Source organism: Bradyrhizobium sp. Pha-3, from assembly GCF_042258615.1.
Classification (GTDB): domain Bacteria; phylum Pseudomonadota; class Alphaproteobacteria; order Rhizobiales; family Xanthobacteraceae; genus Bradyrhizobium.
On sequence record NZ_CP170152.1, the window covers coordinates 129,279 to 148,697 of the forward strand.

Below are 19,419 nucleotides of genomic sequence, written 5' to 3' on the forward strand. Positions count from 1 at the left end.
TCAGGCGATCCGATCCGCGTAGGGGTCGGGAATGCCGAGGGAGGCGAGGATCTCGCGCTCGAGCGCCTCCATGTCCTCGGCATCGTCGTCGTTCTCGTGGTCGTAACCGATCAGATGCAGGAAGCCATGCACCGCGAGATGGCTCAAATGGTGGTCGAACGGCTTCTGTTCTTCATCGGCTTCCCGCCGCGTCGTCTGATAGGCGATCGCGATATCGCCGAGCATGCGCGGGGCATCGCCTTCGCCGCCGGCGCCCTCCGGCTGCAGCGCCGGAAACGACAGCACGTTGGTCGGCTTGTCGATGCTGCGCCAGTTGGCGTTGAGGGTACGGATCCCGGCGTCGTCGGTCAGCATCACCGCAAGCTCGGCGTCCGCGACATCGGCGTCGGCGATTGAGGCGGCGGCCTCGATGGCGCGGTGAATCACCGCGTCGGCATCGGGCTCGGCCTGCCAGCATTCGGCGGTGACGAGAACCTCGGTTGCAGGAAAAGCAGACACGTTGGTTTCAAAATCTGCGTTATGGCCGGAACCCGCATCGCGCGGGCTCGCGGCCGAAGCTATTGGTCTCAAGATCTGGCGTTTGCCGGCTTTTGCGGCAATCCCTCATAGGCGGCCACAATGCGCGCCACCAATTCATGGCGGATGACGTCCTCGGCCTTGAAATGCACCTGCGCGATGCCTTCGACGCCGTCGAGCAGCTTCACGGCTTCGGTGAGCCCCGAAGCCTGGCCGTGTGGCAGGTCGATCTGCGACGGGTCGCCGGTGACGATCATCCGGCTGTTCTCGCCGAGACGCGTCAGGAACATCTTCATCTGCATCGTCGTGGTGTTCTGCGCCTCGTCGAGGATGATGGCGGCATTGGTCAGGGTGCGGCCGCGCATGAAGGCGAGCGGCGCGATCTCGATCTCGTTGCCCTGCAGGGCGCGCTCGACGACGCGGGCATCCATCAGATCGTACAGCGCATCGTAGATCGGGCGCAGATAGGGATCGACCTTCTCCTTGAGGTCGCCGGGCAGGAAGCCGAGCCGTTCGCCGGCCTCGACCGCGGGCCGCGTCAGGATGATGCGGTCGACTTCCTTGCGCTCGAACAGCTGTGCTGCGTGGGCTACCGCGAGCCAGGTCTTGCCGGTGCCGGCCGGGCCGATGCCGAACACCAGTTCATGCCGCTTCAGCGCGCGGATGTAGGAATCCTGCGCCGCGGTGCGGGCGCGCACCGGACGCTTGCGCAGATTGATCGTTTCGAAAGTCGGCTTGGCGGTCTTGTTGTCGAATTCGAACAGCGAGCCCTGCGCGATCACGGCGCGGATGGCGCCCTCGACTTCGCCCTGATCGAGGTCGTGCCCTTCGACGGCCTGCGCATACAGGGTTTCGAGCACGCGCCGTGCCGCGTCGCAGCCGTCGCGGGAGCCCGCGATGGTGAGATGATTGCCGCGGGAATCGACCACGACGCCGAGCCGCCGCTCGATCAGCGCCAGATTCTGTCCGTAGGGGCCGACCAGCGCGGATGCGGCACGGTTGTCGTCGAAATCGATGACGACCTGAGTCTCAGGGGGCCGGGTCTCAGGTGGCATTTGCATGTCGCGGTCAGGTTTGCGGCTGGGAGCGAGCGAAGACGAATCCGATGCGCTTTTGGGCAAGGATTTCAGGCTCCAATGGTCTGCGAAATGAGGCCGGGCGCGGATGGTGTCGCGAGCTCGCCGATCAGGCTGTAGCGCTCGAGGCTGTCGATCCTGACCGGGAGGACCTGGCCGATGATGTCGGGCGATGCCATCACATGGGCGGGCTGCAGATAGGCGGTCCGGCCGACGATCTGGCCCGGATTGCGCGCGGCGCGCTCGAACAGCACATCGACCGTTGTGCCAATCGCAGCCCGGTTGAAGGCCGATTGCTGGCTGTCGATCAATTCCTGAAGCCGCCCCAAGCGCTCGTCCATCTCGGCTGCTGACACCGTCTCCCGCATCTCCGCCGCCGGCGTGCCTGGCCGTGGCGAATACTTGAATGAATACGCCGCAGCGTACCCGATTTGCGTGACAAGCGCGAGAGTGGCGGAAAATTCTTCCCTGGTCTCGCCGGGGAAGCCCACGATAAAATCTGATGAAAAAGCAATGTCTTGCCGGGCGGCCCGGAACCGGTCGATGACGCGCCGATAGTCATCGGCGGTATGCTTGCGGTTCATGGCGGCAAGGATCCGGTCCGCCCCCGATTGCACCGGCAGGTGCACGAACGGCATCAGCTGGGGCAAATCGCGATGCGCCGTGATCAGGTCGTCGTCGACGTCGCGCGGATGGCTGGTGGAATAGCGCAGCCGCGTGACGCCGGGAATTTCCGCTAGCCGCTGCAGCAATTTGCCGAGCGGCCAGACGCGGCCGTCGGGGCCCTCGCCGTGATAGGCGTTGACGTTCTGTCCGATCAGCGTGAATTCGCGCACGCCGTTGTCGGCGAGCTGCTTGACGTCGTCGATGATCTTCGCGACCGGACGCGAGACTTCCGCGCCGCGCGTATAGGGCACCACGCAGAAGGTGCAGAACTTGTCGCAACCTTCCTGCACCGTGACGAACGCGGAGATGCCGCGGGCGCGGATCGCATCGGGCTTCGGTTGCGGCAGGAAGCCGAACTTGTCCTCGACCGGGAATTCGGTTTCGAGCGCGCGGCCGTTTTCCTGGGCGCGCTTCAGCAGCTCTGGCAGATGATGATAGCTCTGCGGCCCGACCACGATGTCGACGGTCGGCGCACGATGGATGATCTCCGCGCCTTCGGCCTGCGCGACGCAGCCGGCGACTGCGATCTTCATCTCGCGGCCCTGGCGCGCGGCCTCATCCTTGGCGACGCGCAGCCGCCCGAGTTCGGAGTAGACCTTCTCCGATGCCTTCTCCCGGATGTGGCAGGTGTTGAGGATCACGAGGTCGGCGTCTTCGGCGCTCGCGGTCTCGACAAAGCCCTCGCCGGCCAGCGTGTCCACCATGCGTTGCGCATCGTAGACGTTCATCTGGCAGCCATAGGACTTGATGTGCAGCTTGCGCGGCGTCGTCATGGAACCCTGAGTGCGGAAATGGAAACGGCGCCATCAGGGCGCCGTTGCTCAAATAAGGCCTAAACCGGGGAAAATCCAGCGATCGAGCCGTGTTTTTGGCCGGCTTGGGCGATCAAATCGGGCAATTGGCGCATATCGGCGAAGGTTATGGCCGCGCCGGCCCGGCGCAACAGGTCCTCATGTCCCGCCGTGCAGTGGCTGCCGCCGTAAAAACCGAGCACCGTCATCCCGGCGGCGCGGGCTCCGGTGACGCCGGCCACGCTGTCCTCGATCACGATACAGCGCGCAGGGCTGGCGCCCATCCGGGTGGCCGCGAACAGGAAAAGATCGGGCGCCGGCTTGCCGCGCTTGACCTGGGTGGCGGAGAAAATGTGCGGCGCGAGCTGGTCGTAGAGCCCGGCGCAGGTCAGGCCGTGATGGATCTTTTCCGGCGTGCCGCTCGACGCCACGCATTTCGGCAAGGCGATCGCGGCGATCGCCTCGCCGACATGCGCGATCGCGCTGAGATCGCCGGCATAGAGACTGAGCGTCGCCTGCTTGACCTCGGCCTCGAAGCTGTCGGGCAGCGCGCGTCCGATCTCGCTTTCGACGATCCGCCGGGCCTCGCGGTCGGACACGCCGAGGAAACGCTTCAGCACGCCGTCGGGCGTGATCGGAAAGCCGTGCCGCGTCAGCGTGTCCGCATGCGCGCGACAGGAGATCACCTCGCTGTCGACAAGCACGCCGTCGCAATCGAAGATGACGAGGTCGAAGCTCACCCGGTTTACGGCTTGCTGTCGTCGTCGAGCGGAACGCAATAGAGCTCGAGACGGTGATCGACCAGCTTGTAGCCGAGCTTGCGCGCGATCTCGGCCTGCAGCTTCTCGATTTCCTCGGAGGTGAACTCGATCACCTTGCCGTCGCGCAGATTGATCAGATGGTCGTGATGGCTCTCGGGCATTTGCTCGTAGCGTGCGCGGCCCTCGCGGAAGTCGTGACGCTCGATGATGCCGGCGTCCTCGAACAGCTTGACGGTGCGATAGACCGTCGAGATCGAGATCTTGTCGTCGACCGCCACGCAGCGGCGATAAAGCTCTTCGACGTCGGGGTGATCCATGGCTTCCGCCAGCACCCGCGCGATCACGCGGCGCTGTTCGGTCATGCGCATGCCGGTCGCGGCGCAGCGCGCCTCGATGCCGGTATTTTTGTGCGCAGGCGGGATTTTCACCGTGGTCATGGGTTTCGGGCCGTATTCTTCAAACCTTGGGTGGCAGAGCAGGCGCTGTTCTGCCATCGCGCCGATGTTACGACAAGTCGCGCCGCATCAGAAGCGCGTTCAAATGTTCCCCGCCGGGCTGCTTGTAATAGCGTTCGCGGCGGCCGATCACGCCGAATCCGGCCCTTTCATAGAGCCGTCGCGCCGGCTGATTGTTCTCTTCCACCTCGAGGAAGATCGTGCGGATGCCGCGGCCGGCAAGATGGCCGAGATGGGTCAGCAGCAGGTCGCGCGACAGGCCCCGCCCGCGCTGGCCGGTATCGATCGCGATCGACAGGATTTCCGCCTCATCCGCTGCCATTCGCGAGACAGCAAAGCCGATCACCTTGCGTCCCTGGCGCAGCCGGTGCACCAGCGTGTTGCGCTCGGTCAGCATCGCCTCGAATTCGCCTTCGCCCCAGCCGCGATGAAACGACGCGCCGTGCAATTGCGCGAGCCGCGCCGCATCGCGCAAGGATGCGGGCTCGACCGCGGGCGGACCGCCGCCCCACCATCGCGACAGCCAGCCGATCATGTCGATGGCGGCGCGCTGATGACCAGGCGATCCTTCGGCGGCTTCGCGTCGGGTGCGCGCAGATAGAACGGACGCGGCGGCGCAGTGTCGGGATCCACGGCGGCGCCGACCCAGGCGATCCAGGTAATGTCGGGTGCAGGCTGCCTGTCGACCTTGACCGGCGGAGCAGCATCCGCAGGCCAGCGCTCGGCAAGAATGCTGGCAGCATTGCCGACCAGATGCAGCGGGCCGAACTGTGCGGCCTCGAGCGCTTCCGCGATCGGCGCAACCTTCGGCTTGAGCATCAAGCTGCCGTCGCCGCCGACCAGCTGAAAATAGACGTGATCGTGCCGCGCATCGATCGCCGACAGGATCGCGGGTGCGGCATTCTCGGCAACCACGGGCGCGGCGTAGGCGGCGAGCGTCGACAGTCCGACCACCGGCTTTTCCGCAGAGAGCGCGAGGCCGCGCGCTGCCGAGAGTCCGACGCGCAGGCCGGTGAAACTGCCGGGGCCGGTGGTGACGGCAATGCGGTCAAGCCCGGCAAAGCCGATGCCGCTCGCTTTCATCACCCGCGCGATCAGCGGCATCAGCGCCTCGGCATGGCCGCGCTGCATCGCCTGCGATTCGATGGCGATGGTGTTGCCGGAGTTGGTGTCGAGCACCGCCGCGGAGCAGGCGTCGAGCGCCGTATCGATCGCGAGAATGATCATGGGAGGGCGAATGGCGAATACGAAATGGCGAACAGGGAATTCGAGGAGAACGCTGTTCGCGATCCGCCACGCGCCATTCGCCGCTCCATCACATTGGCCGGACTTCCTGCACGTCGGGCACGAAGTGCCGGAGCAGGTTCTGGATGCCGTGTTGCAGGGTTGCGGTCGATGACGGGCAGCCGGCGCAGGAGCCCTTCATGTTGAGATAGACAATGCCGTCCTTGAAGCCGCGGAAGGTGATGTCGCCGCCGTCATTGGCGACCGCCGGACGCACGCGGGTCTCGATCAGGTCCTTGATCTGCTCGACCGTCTCGGCGTCCGCCTCGTCGAAGAACTCGCCTTCCTCATCGCGCGCGTCGTCGCTGCCGGCGGTGCCGTCGGCGAGCAGCGGCGCGCCGGACATGTAGTGTTCCATGATGGCGCCGAGGATCGCGGGCTTGAGGTGCTGCCAGTCGCCGTCCGCCTTCGTCACCGTGACGAAGTCGGCGCCGTAGAACACGCCGGTGACGCCGGACACGGCGAACAGCCGTTCGGCGAGCGGCGAGCGCGCCGCGGATTCGGGCGAGGAGAATTCCATGGTCCCGCTGTCGAGCACCGTGCGGCCCGGGATGAATTTCAGGGTGGCGGGATTGGGCGTGGCTTCGGTCTGAATGAACATTTGCTGTCTCCGGCGTCGCCGGTTCAAGGCCGGCGCGTTGGGGTTCCCCTACCAGATGGCAATTAAAAAGCCTGCGATCAAGCTGCAAACCGCGGTTCCAGGCCCCAATCCATGCTCTGGAGCGGCTTCAAGGCCGATAACCTAGGACAAGGCGTCGATCTCGGCGTCGGTCAGGCCGCCCGGCACGATGGTCACCGGGATCGGGAACGCCCCCATGGTCTTGGCCATGGTGGTGATGATCGGCCCGGGCCCTTCGGCGCCCGGATTGGCGGCCAGCACCAGCATGGCGATATCGACGTCCTTGTCGATCACGTCGAGGATCTGCTCAGTCGGGTCGCCCTCCCGAATCACCCGCTCCGGGGTGATGGCGGCGATCCCGTTGGCGCGGCCGGCGGCGCGATCGAGCGCCTCATTGGCGGCTTCCTCGGCCTCGGCGCGCATGATGTCGGCGACCCCCAGCCATTGCTGGTTCTGGTCCTCGGTCTCGATCACCCGCAGCATCAGAACGCCGCCGCCGACCCGGATGGCCCACCGGCTGGCGTAATAGACCGCGCGGTCCCATTCCGCGGTGTCGTCAACGATGACGAGGCATTTCGGCTTGTGACCTGTCTCGTAGCTTCGTCGCTGGGCGGTCATGCATGTCCCGGTGCTGAACCAACAAGCATGATCCGGAAAAGTGCGCAGCGGTTTTCCGAAAAGACCATGCTCAAACGAGGCCCATGCTGCCACACTCCCTCCCCGTTGGGGAGAGGGCGCGCGCAGTTCTGCCGGTGGTGTCAGCGCTGGCGGATGAAGCCGACGATGTCCTTCGTGGTGCGCATCGTCTCGTCGGCGATGATCCGTGCACGGTTAGCCCCGTCGGCCAGGATCGAATCGACATGGCCGGGATCAGCAACCAGCCGCTTCATCTCACCCGCGATGGGCGCCAGTTTCGCGACGCAAAGCTCGACCAGCGCGTTCTTGAAGCTCGAGAATTGCCCGCCGCCGAACTGGCTGAGCACCTCCTGCTTGGTGATCTCGGCGAGCGCCGCGTAGATGCCGACGAGATTGTCGGCTTCGGGCCGCAGCTCCAGACCCTTTTCTTCCGACGGCAGCGGTTCCGGGTCGGTCTTCGCCTTGCGGATCTTCTGCGCAATGGTCTCGGCGTCGTCGGTGAGGTTGATGCGCGAATTGTCCGACGCATCCGACTTCGACATCTTCTTGGTGCCGTCGCGCAGGCTCATCACACGCGTCGCGGGACCCGTGATGAACGGCTCCGGCATCGGAAAATAGAGACCTTCATTGAAGCCGTGGCCGCGGATCGAATCGCCGAAATCGTTGTTGAATTTCTGCGCGATGTCGCGGGACAGTTCGAGATGCTGCTTCTGGTCCTCGCCGACCGGCACGTGGGTGGCGCGATACAAGAGAATGTCGGCCGCCATCAGCACCGGATAGTCGTAGAGACCGACCGAGGCGTTCTCGCGGTCCTTGCCGGCCTTCTCCTTGAACTGGGTCATCCGGCTGAGCCAGCCGACACGGGCAACGCAGTTGAAGATCCAGGTCAGCTCGGCATGGCCGGCAACCTGGCTCTGGTTGAACACGATGTGCTTCTTCGGATCGATGCCGGCGGCGATGAAGGCCGCGGTCACCTCGCGGGTGTTGCGCGCGAGCTCGGCCGGGCCGCCCCAGACGTCGACGCCCTGCGTGATCGCGTGCATGTCGACGACGCAATAGATGCAGTTATGGGTCTGCTGCATCTTCACGAAGTTGACGATGGCGCCGAGGTAGTTGCCGAGGTGCAGATTGCCCGTCGGCTGGACGCCTGAGAAAACCCGTTCAACGAACGCCATGGTCTCGATTCCCGGAAATGGGGCTGCTTTCAGAAGCGTTTTCGAGCGAAGTGGCCACAGGTTCGCGTGAAGAAAACGCGTCAAAACTAAAGTCCAGAGCCCCGTTCCGATTCCATGCGGAACGGAAGAGGCTCAGGCGCGTCGTTTGCCACTTAAGCCCTGCGCGCGCAAGTCAGGCGGGGCGCCTTTGCCTGACGGCGTTAACCGCCTGTCGCCAGCCGGTGACGCCGAAAGTTGACAAAAGCAGTCCGTAGCAAGCGATACCGGCTGCGATCAGGACGAGCAGGGAGGCTGCCTGCACGAAACCGTGGCTGCCGGCTGCCGGCAGCGCGCCTGCCGCGAGCCGGAGCAGGCCGCCCATCGCGAGCGCTGCGGCCAGGATGCGCGGCAGCCGGCGGCGCGCCTCGGCATCGATCGAAAAGCCGAAGGTCGCGGCGCCCTTGCGGATCAGCGCCAGCGCATTGCTCCAGGCGCCGAGCGCAATGCCCGCGGCGATTCCACTCGCGCCGAACATACGGCCGAGCAGGAAGGCCGCGGCGATCGCGACCACGATGGCCTTCAGCGTCGCAAACAGCGGCGTCAGCGTGTCCTCGCGCGCAAAGAACGCCGGCGACAGCGCCTTCACCAGCACATGCGCCGGCAGCGCCAGCGTCAGCCAGATCAAGGCCTGCGCGGTGGCCGCGGTATCTTGGTCGGTGAACGCGCCATGCTCGAACAGCATCCGCACGATCGGTTCGCTCAGCACCATCAGGCCGAGCGTCGCGGGCAAAGCAAGTCCGACCGCGAGCTCGAGCCCGCGCGATTCCGCGTGTGCGATCGCGTGAGACTCGCCGCTGCGCACCGCGCGCGTCATCTCCGGGATCAGCACGGTGCCCATGGCGACGCCGACGATGCCGAGCGGCAGCTCGAGCAGGCGGTTGGCGAAATAGAGCCAGGACACCGCCGACGGCGAGGTCGACGCGATCACCGCGCCCGCCACCATGAGCCATTGCGGCGCGCTGCTCGCGACCATGCCGGGGACAGCCCGGCCGAGAAAGCCGCGCATCTCGGGATCGAAGGAGATGCGGAGCGGCGCTGCGAGCTTTGCGCCGCGCAGCGCCAGCATCGAGAGTTGCAGGAATCCGGCGACGCCGATCGTTGCCGCCATCACCAGCGCGGCCTGCACCGGCTCCTGCTGCCGCGCCAGCAGCACGGCCATCACTGATATCAGCGAAATGTTGAACAGCAGCGGCGAGAACGCCGTCAGCGCGAAGCGTCCCTGCGCGTTGAGCAGCGCCATCATCACGGTGACGGGGCCGGCGAAGGCGAGATAGGGCAGCATCAGCCTCGCGTCGTCGACGGTGAATTGCAGCGTGTCGCGGCCGACGAAGCCGGGCGCGATCGCCGCGATCACCAGCGGCATCAGCACGCCGATCACGAGCGCCGCCGCGATGACAGCGGCACTGACGGTGCCGAGCACGCGGCCGGCAAAGGCGCGAGCCGCCGCGTCACCATCGCTATCGCGAACCTTGAGCCAGGCCGGCACCAGCGCGGCATTCAGCCCGCCCTCGGACAGCAGCCGTCGCACAACATTCACAAGCTGGAATGCCGCAAGGAAGGCATCCGCCACCGGACCCGCGCCGAGCAGCGCCGCGATCACGGAATCGCGCACGAAACCGAGCAATCGCGAGGCCAGCGTACCCGAGGAGACCGTGAGGAAGGAGCGGAACATGGGACTTGTATAGCAGCAGCCCGCGTTGCTGCCAGCAGTGCCCCGTTAGACCCGTCATCCTGAGGAGCGCGGAACGCGCGTCTCGAAGGATGCACGGCCCGGCCGGTGGCCGTCGATCCTTCGAGACGCGCTTCGCGCTCCTCAGGATGACGGAACATAGAGCCCTGCTTGCTGCCCCGAGGCGTAACGTGATAGGTCGCGGCTCTTGTTGGGTGGCGTTAACACAGGGCAGGTCTATGGCTGACGCAAAATACGACGTTCTCGGGATCGGCAACGCGATCTTCGACGTGCTGGTGCAGACCGACGAGGCATTCCTTGCCCGTCACGGCATGACCAAGGGCTCGATGCAGCTGATCGACGAGGCGCGCGCCACCGCGATCTACAGCGACATGGGCGTGGCGACCGAGATGTCGGGCGGCTCGGCTGCGAACACCATCGTCGGCGTCGGCAATCTCGGCGCCCGCGCCGCCTATGTCGGCAAGGTCAAGGACGACCAGATCGGCAAGCTTTACGTCCACGACATCCGCGCCGCCGGCGTGACCTTCGATACCGCGCCGGCCAAGGCCGGCCCGGCCACCGGCTGCTCCTACATCCTGGTGACGCCGGACGGCGAGCGCACCATGAACACCTATCTCGGCGCGGCGCAGGACCTGACGCCCGACGATATCGATCCGGCCCAGATCGCAGCGGCGAGCATCATCTATCTCGAGGGCTATCTCTGGGATCCGAAGAACGCCAAGGACGCGTTCGTGAAGGCGGCTACGATCGCGCATGGCGCGGGCCGCCAGGTCGCGCTGACGCTGTCGGATTCGTTCTGCGTCGATCGCTACCGCGACGAATTCCTCGATCTGATGCGCAAGGGCACGGTCGACCTCGTTTTCTCCAACGAGTCCGAACTGCACTCGCTGTACCAGACCTCCGATTTCGACACCGCGCTGAAGCAGTTCGGCAGGGACACCAAACTCGGCGTCGTCACCCGCAGCGAGAAGGGCTGCGTGGTGATCTCAGGCGATGCCGTCGTATCGGCACCCGCCTCTCCGATCGACAGACTGGTCGACACCACCGGCGCCGGCGATCTGTTCGCCGCCGGCTTCCTGGTCGGCCTCGTGCGCAATGTCGGTCATGAGAATGCCGGCCGCCTCGGTGCGCTCGCCGCCGCCGAAGTGATCCAGCACATCGGCGCCCGGCCGCTGATGTCGCTGAAGGATCTGGCGAAGGCGAAGGGGCTGCTGGTTTAAGGGCGGGCTCTTCTTGCCTCGCCCCGCTTGCGGGGAGAGGCCGGAACGCATCGCCAGATGCGTTCCGGGTGAGGGGGAGTCTCCGCGTACTCACCTTCATCCAGTTTGGGGAGGCAGCCGCTCACCCCGACCCTCTCCCCGCAAGAGCGGGGCGAGGGAGGAGGCTCACGCCGTCTTCGCAGCCTTCAATCCGAGCCGCTGCTCCACCGCGTCGCGCATCACGAATTTCTGGATCTTGCCGGTCACCGTCATCGGGAATTCCTCGACGAACTCGACATAGCGCGGGATCTTGTTGTGGGCGATCTGGCCCTGGCAGAAGGCGCGGACCTCGTCGGCGGTCAGCGTTTCGCCGGCCCTGACCCTGACCCAGGCGCACAGTTCTTCGCCATAGCGCGCGTCGGCGACGCCGAAGATCTGCACGTCCTGGATCTTCGGATGACGGTAGAGGAATTCCTCGATCTCCCGGGGATAGAGGTTCTCGCCGCCGCGGATCACCAGGTCCTTGATGCGGCCGACGATGTTGCAGTAGCCCTCGTCGTCGATCACGGCGAGATCGCCGGTATGCATCCAGCCATTGGCGTCGAGCACCTCTCCGGTCTTTTCCTTCTCGTCCCAATAGCCTGACATCACGCTGTAGCCGCGGGTGCAGAGCTCGCCGCGTTCGCCGCGCGGCACCACCTTGCCGTCGAGATCGACGACCTTGACCTCGACATGCGGATGGATGCGGCCGACGGTGGAGACGCGCCGCTCCAGCGGATCGTCGGTCGCGCTCTGGAAGCTCACCGGGCTGGTCTCGGTCATGCCGTAGGCGATCGTCACCTCGCGCATGTTCATCTCGGTGTTGACGCGCTTCATCACCTCGATCGGGCAGGGCGCGCCGGCCATGATGCCGGTGCGCAGCGACGACAGGTCGAAGCGCTTGAACTCCGGATGGTCGAGCTCGGCGATGAACATGGTCGGCACGCCGTACAGCGTGGTGCATTTCTCCTGCGCGATCGTGGTCAGCGTCGCCAGCGGATCAAACCCCTCGCCGGGATAGACCATGGTGGTGCCGAGCGTGACCGATGCGAGATTGCCCATCACCATGCCAAAGCAATGATAGAGCGGCACCGGAATGCAGATGCGGTCCTGCTCGGTCAGGCGCATGGCGCGGCCGGTGAAATAGCCGTTGTTGAGGATGTTGTGATGGGTCAGCGTCACGCCCTTCGGTGAGCCTGTGGTGCCGCTGGTGAACTGGATGTTGACGGGATCGTCGAATTGCAGGCTGTCGCCAAGCGCCGCAAGCTGCTCGCGATGGCGCTCCCCGCCCATCTGCGACACCCGCTCGAACGGAATCGTGCCTGATGCTGCCGGTCCACCGATCTGGATCACGGCGCGCAGTTGCGGCAGCCGCGCCGAGCGCAAATGGCCGGGCTCGGAGCTTGCAAGCTCCGGCAGCAGCGTGTTCAGCATCTCCATATAGGCCGAGGTCTTGAACGCGGTCGCGGTCACGATCGCGGCGCAGCCGACCTTGCCGAGCGCGAATTCCAGCTCGCTCAGCCGATAGGCCGGATTGATGGTGACGAGGATCAGGCCGGCTTTGGCGGCGGCGAATTGCGTCAGCGTCCATTCCGGTCGGTTCAGCGACCAGATGCCGATCCGCTCGCCGCGTTGCAGCCCGAGTGCAAGGAAGCCGGTCGCCAAGGCCTCGACGCGCGCGGCGAATTCGTTCCAGGTCCAGCGCACATTGTGGCTGGGCGAGACCAGCGCCTCGCGCTCGCCCCAGCGCGCGCGTGCGCGGTCGAGGCTGTGGCCGATGGTTTCACCGAGCAGCGGCGTATCGGAAATGCCGCAGACATAGCTGTCTGCCTTGGGTGTGGGTGCCAAGCTCGTGCTCCTCCTGATCATGTTCGTGTCGTCGCGCTTTTTGCGCGATCTTAGTCGTTTGGCGCCGGCAGGACAGGCCCGACCTATGGCGGGTATGAAAAATCCCCCCCCCCCCCCCCCCGCAAGCTTGTCGTTCCAGACCCGTCATGGCCGGGCTTGTCCCGGCCATCCGCGTCTTCCTCACGCGGAAGCAAAGACGTGGATGCCCGGCACAAGGCCGGGCATGACGAGTTGTTGGAGCGACCGATTCTGTCGTTCGACGTTTGGAACCTCAGGCCGCTCTCTGTCCGCTGCCGGCGTCGAGCCCGGCATAGATGCCCTTCTCGAAGCCTGCGAAGGCCTCCAGGCTGTGCTTGTCGGCGAACGGCAACAGCTGGGTCAGGATCACGCCGCAGACGTCGCGCGACGGATCGATCCAGTAATAGGTGTTGGCGAGGCCCGCCCAGGCGAGGCTGCCAGGGCTGCGGCCTTCCGGCGTCTTGGCGGTGTTGATCAGGAAGCTCAGCCCCCACTTCTTCACCTGGTCCGGATAGAGATCGACGTCGTTGGTGTACATCGGCGCCGCCGTCGTCATCTTCTCGACGGTGAGCTCGCCCATGTGGTTCTGCCCCATCGTCGCGACGGTCTCGGCCTTCAGCACCTGGTTGCCGTTGCCTTTGCCCTTGTTGAGGATCATCTGGCAGAACTTGAGGTAGTCCGCCGCGGTCGAATAAAGGCCGCCGCCACCCATGTGGAATTCAGGGTTCTGCTCGAGCTCGAACGGGATCGCCGCAAGCGCTCCGTCCTCGCCGCGCGCGTGCATGCCGACCAGCCGCTTGCGCATGTTGTCGGTGATCTTGAAGGCGGTATCGCTCATGCCGAGCGGCGCGAACATGTGGTCGCGCAGATAGGCATCGAGCTTCTTGCCTGATGCTGCTTCTACCGCCTTGCCGACGAAATCGATATTGGTGCCGTATTCCCAGCGCGTGCCGGGGTCGGTCATGATCGGCGTCTTCAGCGCCGCGTTCAGGCACGAGATGATGCCGGGCGTGCCGGTCTTCTCCAGATATTTGCCGAGATCAGCGTCCCACATGTCGTAGGCGAAGCCGGCGGTGTGGGTCATCAGCTGGCGCAGCGTGATCGGCTTTTTCGCCGGCCGCAGCTTCGGCTCGCCCTTGGCATCGAAGCCGTCGAGCACCTGCACGGCGGCGAGATCGGGCAGCAGCCTGCCGATCGGCTCATCGAGCGAGAGCTTGCCCTGCTCGACGAGCTGCATTGCGCCCGCGGAGGTGACCGCCTTGGTCATCGAGGCGATCCAGAACACGCTGTCCGCCGTCATGGGATCGCTCTTGGAAAGGTCGCGCTTGCCGAACGCGCCCTCGTAGATCACGTCCTTGCCGGTGGCCGCGATGGCGACCACGCCGGGAATCTCCTTTGCCTCGCTCTTCTGCCGCAATACCTGATCGATCTGAGCCTTGCTCTGCATTGGGGGCGTCCTCCGCTGGGTTTATTGTTTTGAAGCGCGGGGATCATCCTCCCGCTTTCCGGCTCCCGCAAGGCGGGCGCGCTTCGATGATGTCGCGATGTCGTGACAGCCGGGCCATTAGGAACGGCCACGCTCAACAGGTGTTCACCACGCGCGCAGATTTTGCAGTGGACTCCGTGCAAGTCCCGATGACCCGGAAAGGCGGCCACGGTAACGTGATCGGCGGATTGATTTTCGTGCCTGTTTTTTTGCATTAACGCATTCAGATCGCTGCACAAACGTTGCGGCGGATTAGGTCGGATTTGACGAAAAGTGTCGTCATTTCCCGCCTTGCGGGGACGCAGCAATGATTTCGACGTGGAGTGAATGGAAGCGCTATCCGCGGCCGGGCCGCGGCGAGAACATCGAAGCGCCGATCAGCCCAGGTCTCTACGAAGTTCGCTACGCAGGTACCGGCGCCCTGCACTCGTTTGAAGCCGTCGACAATGTCGCCCAGGCGCTGGCGCTGCTGCAGACCGGCGCCAAGTCCTGGTTCGGCCGCCGCGACGCGCGGGCGCAGGCCGACCTCGAATACCGGACCTGCGCGACCTCGTCCAAGGCCGATGCCAAGGCCGCGGCCGAACGCATGATCGGCCGCCGCGAAACCTACATGTCGGGCGGCGCGATCTGACACGCTGCTGTCATTCCGGGGCGATGCACAGCATCGAACCTCGGATGCACAAGGGCGCACCTGAGGTCTGTTCCTTCGGACCATCCCGGAACGACAGTCTTCAGCAACGGCGCCGCGTTTGCGTCCAAGCAGGGTCGCGCTGGCCGCCAGTGCATCGCCGCGGCTTTCCGCCTATATAGGCGGCGAATACCCCCCAAGGAAATTCAGAGAAATTCCAGGAGTAACGCCATGACCCCGCCCGTTGCCGCACACGCCACGCAATCCGCAGCATCCTCCCTGCAAAGCCGCCTGAAGGACCCGTCGCTGCTACGCGACCGCTGCTACATCGACGGCGCCTGGGTCGGCACGCCGGAATTCGCCGTCAACAATCCCGCGACCGGCGTCGAGCTGATCAAGATTCCGCAACTGGGCGCTGACGATGCGACTAAGGCCGTCGAGGCCGCCCAGCGCGCATTTCCGGCCTGGGCCAAGCTGACCGCCAAGCAGCGCTCCAATATCTTACGCAAATGGTTCGATCTGATCATCGCCAATCGCGAGGACCTCGCGCTGATCCTGACCTCCGAGCAGGGCAAGCCGCTGGCGGAGGCGCTCGGCGAAGTCGATATCGGCGCGGCCTATATCGAATTCTTCGCGGAGGAAGCGCGCCGCGTCTATGGCGAGACGATCCCGACCCAGCGTCCGGATGCCCGCTTGCTTGCGATCCGGCAGCCGATCGGCGTCTGCGGCGCCATCACGCCGTGGAATTTCCCGAACTCGATGATCACGCGAAAAGTGTCGCCGGCGTTGGCCGCCGGCTGCACCGTCGTGTTGAAGCCCGCCAACGAGACGCCGCTGTCCGCGCTCGCACTGGCGGTACTGGCTGAAAAGGCTGGCGTGCCGAAGGGCGTGCTCAACATTGTCACCGGTGATGCGCCGCCGATCGGCAAGGTGCTGTGCGAACATCCGGCGGTGCGGTTCGTCGGCTTCACGGGTTCGACCAATGTCGGCAAGATCCTGTACAGGCAAGCATCGGTCGGCGTGAAGAAGCTCGGCCTCGAGCTCGGCGGCAACGCGCCCTTCGTGGTGTTCGACGATGCCGACATCGACGCCGCGGTCGAGGGCGCGATCGTCTCCAAGTACCGCAACATGGGCCAGACCTGCGTCTGCGCCAACCGTCTCTACGCGCAGGACAAGATCTACGACCAGTTCGTCGAGAAGCTGTCGAAGAAGGTCGCCGAGATGAAGATCGGCGACGGCACGGAGGCCGGCGTGACGCAGGGGCCGCTGATCAACATGAAGGCGATCGAGAAGGTCGAGCGGCACATTGCCGACGCCGTGAAGGGCGGCGCCAAGGTCGTGACCGGCGGCAAGCGCTCAGCGCTGGGCCGCAGCTTCTTCGAGCCGACCGTGCTGTCGGACGTGCGGCCCGACGCGCTCGTTGCGCAGGAGGAAACCTTCGGCCCGCTCGCGCCGGTGATCCGCTTCAAGGACGAGGCCGATGTGATCGCGATGTGCAACGCCTCGCCGTTCGGTCTCGCCTCCTACTTCTATTCGCGTGACATCGGCCGCGTCTGGCGCGTCGCCGAAGCGCTGGAGTCGGGCATGGTCGGCGTCAACTCCGGCCTGATCACGACCGAGGTCGCACCGTTCGGCGGCGTCAAGGAATCGGGCCTCGGCCGCGAAGGCTCGCGCCACGGCATGGATGAGTATGTCGAGATCAAATACGTGATGATGGCCGGCGTCTGATCGCGGAGCCGCGTCCCTTCGCCCTTGCGGGCGAGGGGACGCATGCCGGCGAACCATCGATCGTCCCTGTCGACCGCTCCGTCTGCCGGCGTGCGACATTTAATCGCGTCCACCAAATGATGGCGCTCCGATCGCGACGGCGATCGCATCAAGAATCTTTCTAATCTCGAAGCGAGCCTTCAGAATCAAGCTGCGTACGCGCGATGCCACGCAACGGAAGAATATTCGAATCGTCGAATCTTCCGCATCGATAGCGCCTCGCGCAGCAAGCTTCATCCCCTCTCTTAGATGCGTTCTAGTTGGCGTCACAGCGCATGCTGCTTATGCCCCGGTGGTCGCGCTTGAACTCTGACGATGTTCGAGCCGAAACCAAGAACAAGAATCCGGGGACCTTATGCTCGTCACTTCAAACGTTCCGTGCGCATTCCGACTCGCGTGCGCGTCTCTCCTCCTGACCACGGTCCCTTCGCTCGCACAGTCGCCGGAGCAACCACCCGCAAGCAATGTCGCGCCGCTTCCGCCGGTCGTCGTGGCCGCGCCACAGCATCGCGCCACGCCGGTTCGGAGGCCGTCATCGTCACGGTCGGCGCGCTCGTCGGCATCGCATCTGGCGAGCAGGCGCGAGCACGTGCAGACACCCGTAGCGACGCCGACGGCCGGTACGCAGCAAGCGGCGTTGCCCGTGCCCTATATCGGCGGCCAGGTCGCGCGCGGCGGGCAACTCGGGCTGCTCGGCAACAAGGACTATATGGATACGCCGTACAGCCTGACGAGCTACACCGAGAAGACGATCCGCGATCAGCAGGCAACCAGCGTTGCCGAAGTGCTGACGAATTCCGATCCGTCGGTGCGGGCTGCGATCGGCAGCAGCAACCGCTATGACGCGCTGACCATCCGCGGCTTCCGGGTCGAGAACAGCGAAATCGCGCTGAATGGGCTTTACGGCCTAGTTCCGGCCTATCGCGTCAACCCGGCTCCGATCGAGCGCATTGAGCTGCTCAAGGGGCCGGGTGCCTTCCTCAACGGTATGGCCCCGCAAGGCAGCATCGGCGGCACGGTCAACGTCGTGACCAAGCGGGCGGCGGAAGACCTCACGCGCCTCACCGCAGGCTACATCTCGGATGGACGTTTCGGAACGGAGCTCGACCTCGCTCGCCGCTATGGCGAACAGAAGGAGTGGGGCGTTCGCTTCAACGGCGGGATCGATGGCGGCAACACCACGATCGACCGGCAGTCCACGCGCAACGGCGTCGGCTCGCTCGGCGTCGACTATCATCGCGAGCGCTTTCGCTGGTCCGCCGACATCATCTCCCAGGACGACTGGATGAAGGCGGCCCAGCGCGGCTATACGCCGCTGCCCGGCATCGCCATGCCGAAGGCTCCCGATCCGCGCATCAATCTCGCGCAGCCGTTTGACCGTGCGCGGTCGCAGAGCCTGACCGGCTTGACCAGGGCCGAATACGATCTCAGCAACAGCGTCACCGTGTTCGGCGCGATCGGCGCCAACCAGTTCCGCTACGACAAGCAGGAAGACCCGGGCGCGACGATTCTCAACACCGCGGGCGATGCCCGGGGCACGTCCCGATTCCAGACCGGCAAGTCGGAGGGCGTCTCCGGCGAGGCGGGCGTCCGTGCGCGTTTCGACACCGGACCCGTCGGCCACGAGGTGGTCGTCAGCGGCAGCGCGCTCGACCGGACCGATTGGCTCGGCCAGACCAACTACGCGACCTACCTGACCAACATCTACCGACCGACCTTGTTGGCGACCGCTGGCCCCCCGGTATCGACGTTCCCGGAGGGCGAGTCGGACTTCCTCGGACTGCGCAGTGTCGGTGTTGCCGATACCATCACGACCATGGGGGGCATGTTGCAAGTAATTGTGGGCGCGCGCCGGCAGCAGGTGATTGCCAGCAGCTTCGATCCCGTCAGCGGGCTGGAAACGACGCACTACGACGACAGCGCAACGTCGCCTTCGATTGCCTTGGTGGTGCGGCCGATCAAGCAGCTCTCGCTCTATGCCAACTATATCGAAGGCCTGACGCCCGGGCCGACGCCGCCTTCGGGCGCGGCGAATACCAATGCGGTGTTCGCGCCCTTCAAGACACGGCAAGTCGAGGTCGGTACAAAGCTCGATCTCGGAGGCTTCGGCGCGAGCCTCTCGGCATTCCAGATCAGCCTGCCGAGCGGTGTGATCGATCCCGTCACCAAGATCTACAGCCTCGATGGCGAACAGAGAAACCGCGGCGTCGAGCTCAATACCTTTGGCGAGGTCGCGCCCGGCGTCCGCGTCCTCGGTGGTGTGACCTGGCTCGATGCCCGGCTCACCCAGACGCAAGGCCACCTCTACGACGGCAATCGCGCGATCGGCGCGCCTGATTTGCAGGGTAATCTGGGCGTCGAATGGGATACGCCCTTCGTGCCGGGCCTCACCGCGACGGCGCGCGCCATCTACACGAGCCGGGCCTATGTCAGCGCCGACAACATCCAGAGCGTCCCCGCCTGGGCGACCTTCGATATCGGTGCGCGCTACGCGACGAGCCTCGCGGGGCGCCCGACCACGTTCAGGGCGTCACTGACCAATGTGTTCGACAATCACTACTGGATCGGCAATCCAACCGGCTATGTGATCAGCGGCATGCCGCGGACGCTGTGGCTTTCCATGACGGTCGATTTCTAAGGCATGATCCGGAAAAGTGCGAAGCGGTTTTCCGAAAAGATTATGCCCAAAAAGTCGGCAAAACCTCGAAAAGGCCATCGCGCGCGAC

Annotated in this window: 18 protein-coding genes; 4 read left to right on the plus strand and 14 right to left on the minus strand. The window is 65.1% G+C overall.

Features of this window, described 5'->3' with window-relative positions:
- From ybeY to murJ, 11 genes are all read right to left on the minus strand, one after another.
- Complete coding sequence (gene ybeY, locus ACE10Z_RS00590; RefSeq protein ID WP_375786213.1) at positions 1–498, minus strand: rRNA maturation RNase YbeY; 498 nt, start codon at positions 496–498, stop codon at positions 1–3.
- A gap of 68 nt (positions 499–566) precedes the next feature.
- A complete protein-coding gene (locus ACE10Z_RS00595; RefSeq protein ID WP_080686933.1) occupies positions 567–1,637 on the minus strand; it encodes a PhoH family protein in 1,071 nt (356 codons plus the stop codon).
- Between the two features lie 5 nt (positions 1,638–1,642).
- Positions 1,643–3,031, minus strand: a complete 1,389-nt coding sequence (miaB, locus tag ACE10Z_RS00600) for a tRNA (N6-isopentenyl adenosine(37)-C2)-methylthiotransferase MiaB (RefSeq protein WP_375786214.1) — start codon at positions 3,029–3,031, stop codon at positions 1,643–1,645.
- Positions 3,032–3,090: 59 nt separating this feature from the next.
- Entirely contained in the window at positions 3,091–3,789 is a 699-nt protein-coding gene (locus tag ACE10Z_RS00605; protein ID WP_375786215.1) for an HAD family hydrolase, read from the minus strand.
- A gap of 5 nt (positions 3,790–3,794) precedes the next feature.
- Positions 3,795–4,247, minus strand: coding sequence for a Fur family transcriptional regulator (locus ACE10Z_RS00610; RefSeq protein ID WP_375786216.1), 453 nt, complete (start codon positions 4,245–4,247; stop codon positions 3,795–3,797).
- A 67-nt stretch (positions 4,248–4,314) separates the two neighbouring features.
- Positions 4,315–4,800 (minus strand): ribosomal protein S18-alanine N-acetyltransferase, encoded by a 486-nt coding sequence (gene rimI / locus ACE10Z_RS00615; protein ID WP_375786217.1) that lies wholly within the window; start codon positions 4,798–4,800, stop codon positions 4,315–4,317.
- Positions 4,797–5,492, minus strand: a complete 696-nt coding sequence (gene tsaB, locus ACE10Z_RS00620) for a tRNA (adenosine(37)-N6)-threonylcarbamoyltransferase complex dimerization subunit type 1 TsaB (RefSeq protein ID WP_375786218.1) — start codon at positions 5,490–5,492, stop codon at positions 4,797–4,799. Before tsaB ends, rimI begins: the two co-directional genes overlap by 4 nt.
- 88 nt (positions 5,493–5,580) lie before the next feature.
- The gene (locus ACE10Z_RS00625; RefSeq protein ID WP_212312430.1) at positions 5,581–6,150 is read right to left on the minus strand and encodes a NifU family protein; all 570 of its coding nucleotides are present in this window, start codon (positions 6,148–6,150) and stop codon (positions 5,581–5,583) included.
- A gap of 141 nt (positions 6,151–6,291) precedes the next feature.
- The gene (locus tag ACE10Z_RS00630) at positions 6,292–6,786 is read right to left on the minus strand and encodes a universal stress protein (RefSeq protein WP_092120638.1); all 495 of its coding nucleotides are present in this window, start codon (positions 6,784–6,786) and stop codon (positions 6,292–6,294) included.
- Positions 6,787–6,926: 140 nt separating this feature from the next.
- Positions 6,927–7,979 (minus strand): tryptophan--tRNA ligase, encoded by a 1,053-nt coding sequence (gene trpS, locus ACE10Z_RS00635; RefSeq protein WP_375786219.1) that lies wholly within the window; start codon positions 7,977–7,979, stop codon positions 6,927–6,929.
- 172 nt (positions 7,980–8,151) lie between these two features.
- Positions 8,152–9,690, minus strand: a complete 1,539-nt coding sequence (gene murJ / locus ACE10Z_RS00640) for a murein biosynthesis integral membrane protein MurJ (RefSeq protein ID WP_375786220.1) — start codon at positions 9,688–9,690, stop codon at positions 8,152–8,154.
- A gap of 236 nt (positions 9,691–9,926) precedes the next feature.
- Here murJ and ACE10Z_RS00645 point away from each other — a divergent pair, with 236 nt between their 5' ends.
- Positions 9,927–10,928, plus strand: a complete 1,002-nt coding sequence (locus ACE10Z_RS00645) for an adenosine kinase (RefSeq protein ID WP_375786221.1) — start codon at positions 9,927–9,929, stop codon at positions 10,926–10,928.
- A gap of 165 nt (positions 10,929–11,093) precedes the next feature.
- Here the strand turns inward: ACE10Z_RS00645 and ACE10Z_RS00650 are convergent, their stop codons facing one another.
- Both ACE10Z_RS00650 and ACE10Z_RS00655 read right to left on the minus strand, forming a co-directional pair.
- Positions 11,094–12,815, minus strand: coding sequence for an AMP-binding protein (locus tag ACE10Z_RS00650; RefSeq protein ID WP_375786222.1), 1,722 nt, complete (start codon positions 12,813–12,815; stop codon positions 11,094–11,096).
- A gap of 250 nt (positions 12,816–13,065) precedes the next feature.
- Positions 13,066–14,259: a serine hydrolase domain-containing protein gene (locus ACE10Z_RS00655; protein WP_375786223.1), complete on the minus strand. Its 1,194-nt coding sequence runs from the start codon at positions 14,257–14,259 to the stop codon at positions 13,066–13,068.
- 346 nt (positions 14,260–14,605) lie between these two features.
- Between ACE10Z_RS00655 and ACE10Z_RS00660 the strand changes: the two genes are divergently transcribed.
- On the plus strand, positions 14,606–14,929 hold the full coding sequence (locus ACE10Z_RS00660) for a hypothetical protein (protein WP_375786224.1): 324 nt from the start codon (positions 14,606–14,608) through the stop codon (positions 14,927–14,929).
- Between the two features lie 228 nt (positions 14,930–15,157).
- Complete coding sequence (locus ACE10Z_RS00665; RefSeq protein WP_375786225.1) at positions 15,158–16,654, plus strand: NAD-dependent succinate-semialdehyde dehydrogenase; 1,497 nt, start codon at positions 15,158–15,160, stop codon at positions 16,652–16,654.
- A 99-nt stretch (positions 16,655–16,753) separates the two neighbouring features.
- Here the strand turns inward: ACE10Z_RS00665 and ACE10Z_RS00670 are convergent, their stop codons facing one another.
- Complete coding sequence (locus ACE10Z_RS00670; RefSeq protein ID WP_375786226.1) at positions 16,754–16,930, minus strand: hypothetical protein; 177 nt, start codon at positions 16,928–16,930, stop codon at positions 16,754–16,756.
- Between the two features lie 352 nt (positions 16,931–17,282).
- Here ACE10Z_RS00670 and ACE10Z_RS00675 point away from each other — a divergent pair, with 352 nt between their 5' ends.
- A complete protein-coding gene (locus ACE10Z_RS00675) occupies positions 17,283–19,331 on the plus strand; it encodes a TonB-dependent receptor (RefSeq protein ID WP_375786227.1) in 2,049 nt (682 codons plus the stop codon).
- Positions 19,332–19,419: the final 88 nt, after the last annotated feature.

Bases quoted from the DNA above. Each gene is read 5' to 3' on its own strand.
- ACE10Z_RS00625 (WP_212312430.1), bottom strand. From the start codon at position 6,150: ATGTTCATTCAGACCGAAGCCACGCCCAATCCCGCCACCCTGAAATTC.
- rimI (WP_375786217.1), bottom strand. From the start codon at position 4,800: ATGATCGGCTGGCTGTCGCGATGGTGGGGCGGCGGTCCGCCCGCGGTC.
- trpS (WP_375786219.1), bottom strand. From the start codon at position 7,979: ATGGCGTTCGTTGAACGGGTTTTCTCAGGCGTCCAGCCGACGGGCAAT.
- ACE10Z_RS00655 (WP_375786223.1), bottom strand. From the start codon at position 14,259: ATGCAGAGCAAGGCTCAGATCGATCAGGTATTGCGGCAGAAGAGCGAG.
- ACE10Z_RS00650 (WP_375786222.1), bottom strand. From the start codon at position 12,815: ATGATCAGGAGGAGCACGAGCTTGGCACCCACACCCAAGGCAGACAGC.
- murJ (WP_375786220.1), bottom strand. From the start codon at position 9,690: ATGTTCCGCTCCTTCCTCACGGTCTCCTCGGGTACGCTGGCCTCGCGA.
- ACE10Z_RS00645 (WP_375786221.1), top strand. From the start codon at position 9,927: ATGGCTGACGCAAAATACGACGTTCTCGGGATCGGCAACGCGATCTTC.
- ACE10Z_RS00665 (WP_375786225.1), top strand. From the start codon at position 15,158: ATGACCCCGCCCGTTGCCGCACACGCCACGCAATCCGCAGCATCCTCC.
- ACE10Z_RS00660 (WP_375786224.1), top strand. From the start codon at position 14,606: ATGATTTCGACGTGGAGTGAATGGAAGCGCTATCCGCGGCCGGGCCGC.
- miaB (WP_375786214.1), bottom strand. From the start codon at position 3,031: ATGACGACGCCGCGCAAGCTGCACATCAAGTCCTATGGCTGCCAGATG.
- ACE10Z_RS00670 (WP_375786226.1), bottom strand. From the start codon at position 16,930: ATGAAGCTTGCTGCGCGAGGCGCTATCGATGCGGAAGATTCGACGATT.
- tsaB (WP_375786218.1), bottom strand. From the start codon at position 5,492: ATGATCATTCTCGCGATCGATACGGCGCTCGACGCCTGCTCCGCGGCG.
- ACE10Z_RS00610 (WP_375786216.1), bottom strand. From the start codon at position 4,247: ATGACCACGGTGAAAATCCCGCCTGCGCACAAAAATACCGGCATCGAG.
- ACE10Z_RS00630 (WP_092120638.1), bottom strand. From the start codon at position 6,786: ATGACCGCCCAGCGACGAAGCTACGAGACAGGTCACAAGCCGAAATGC.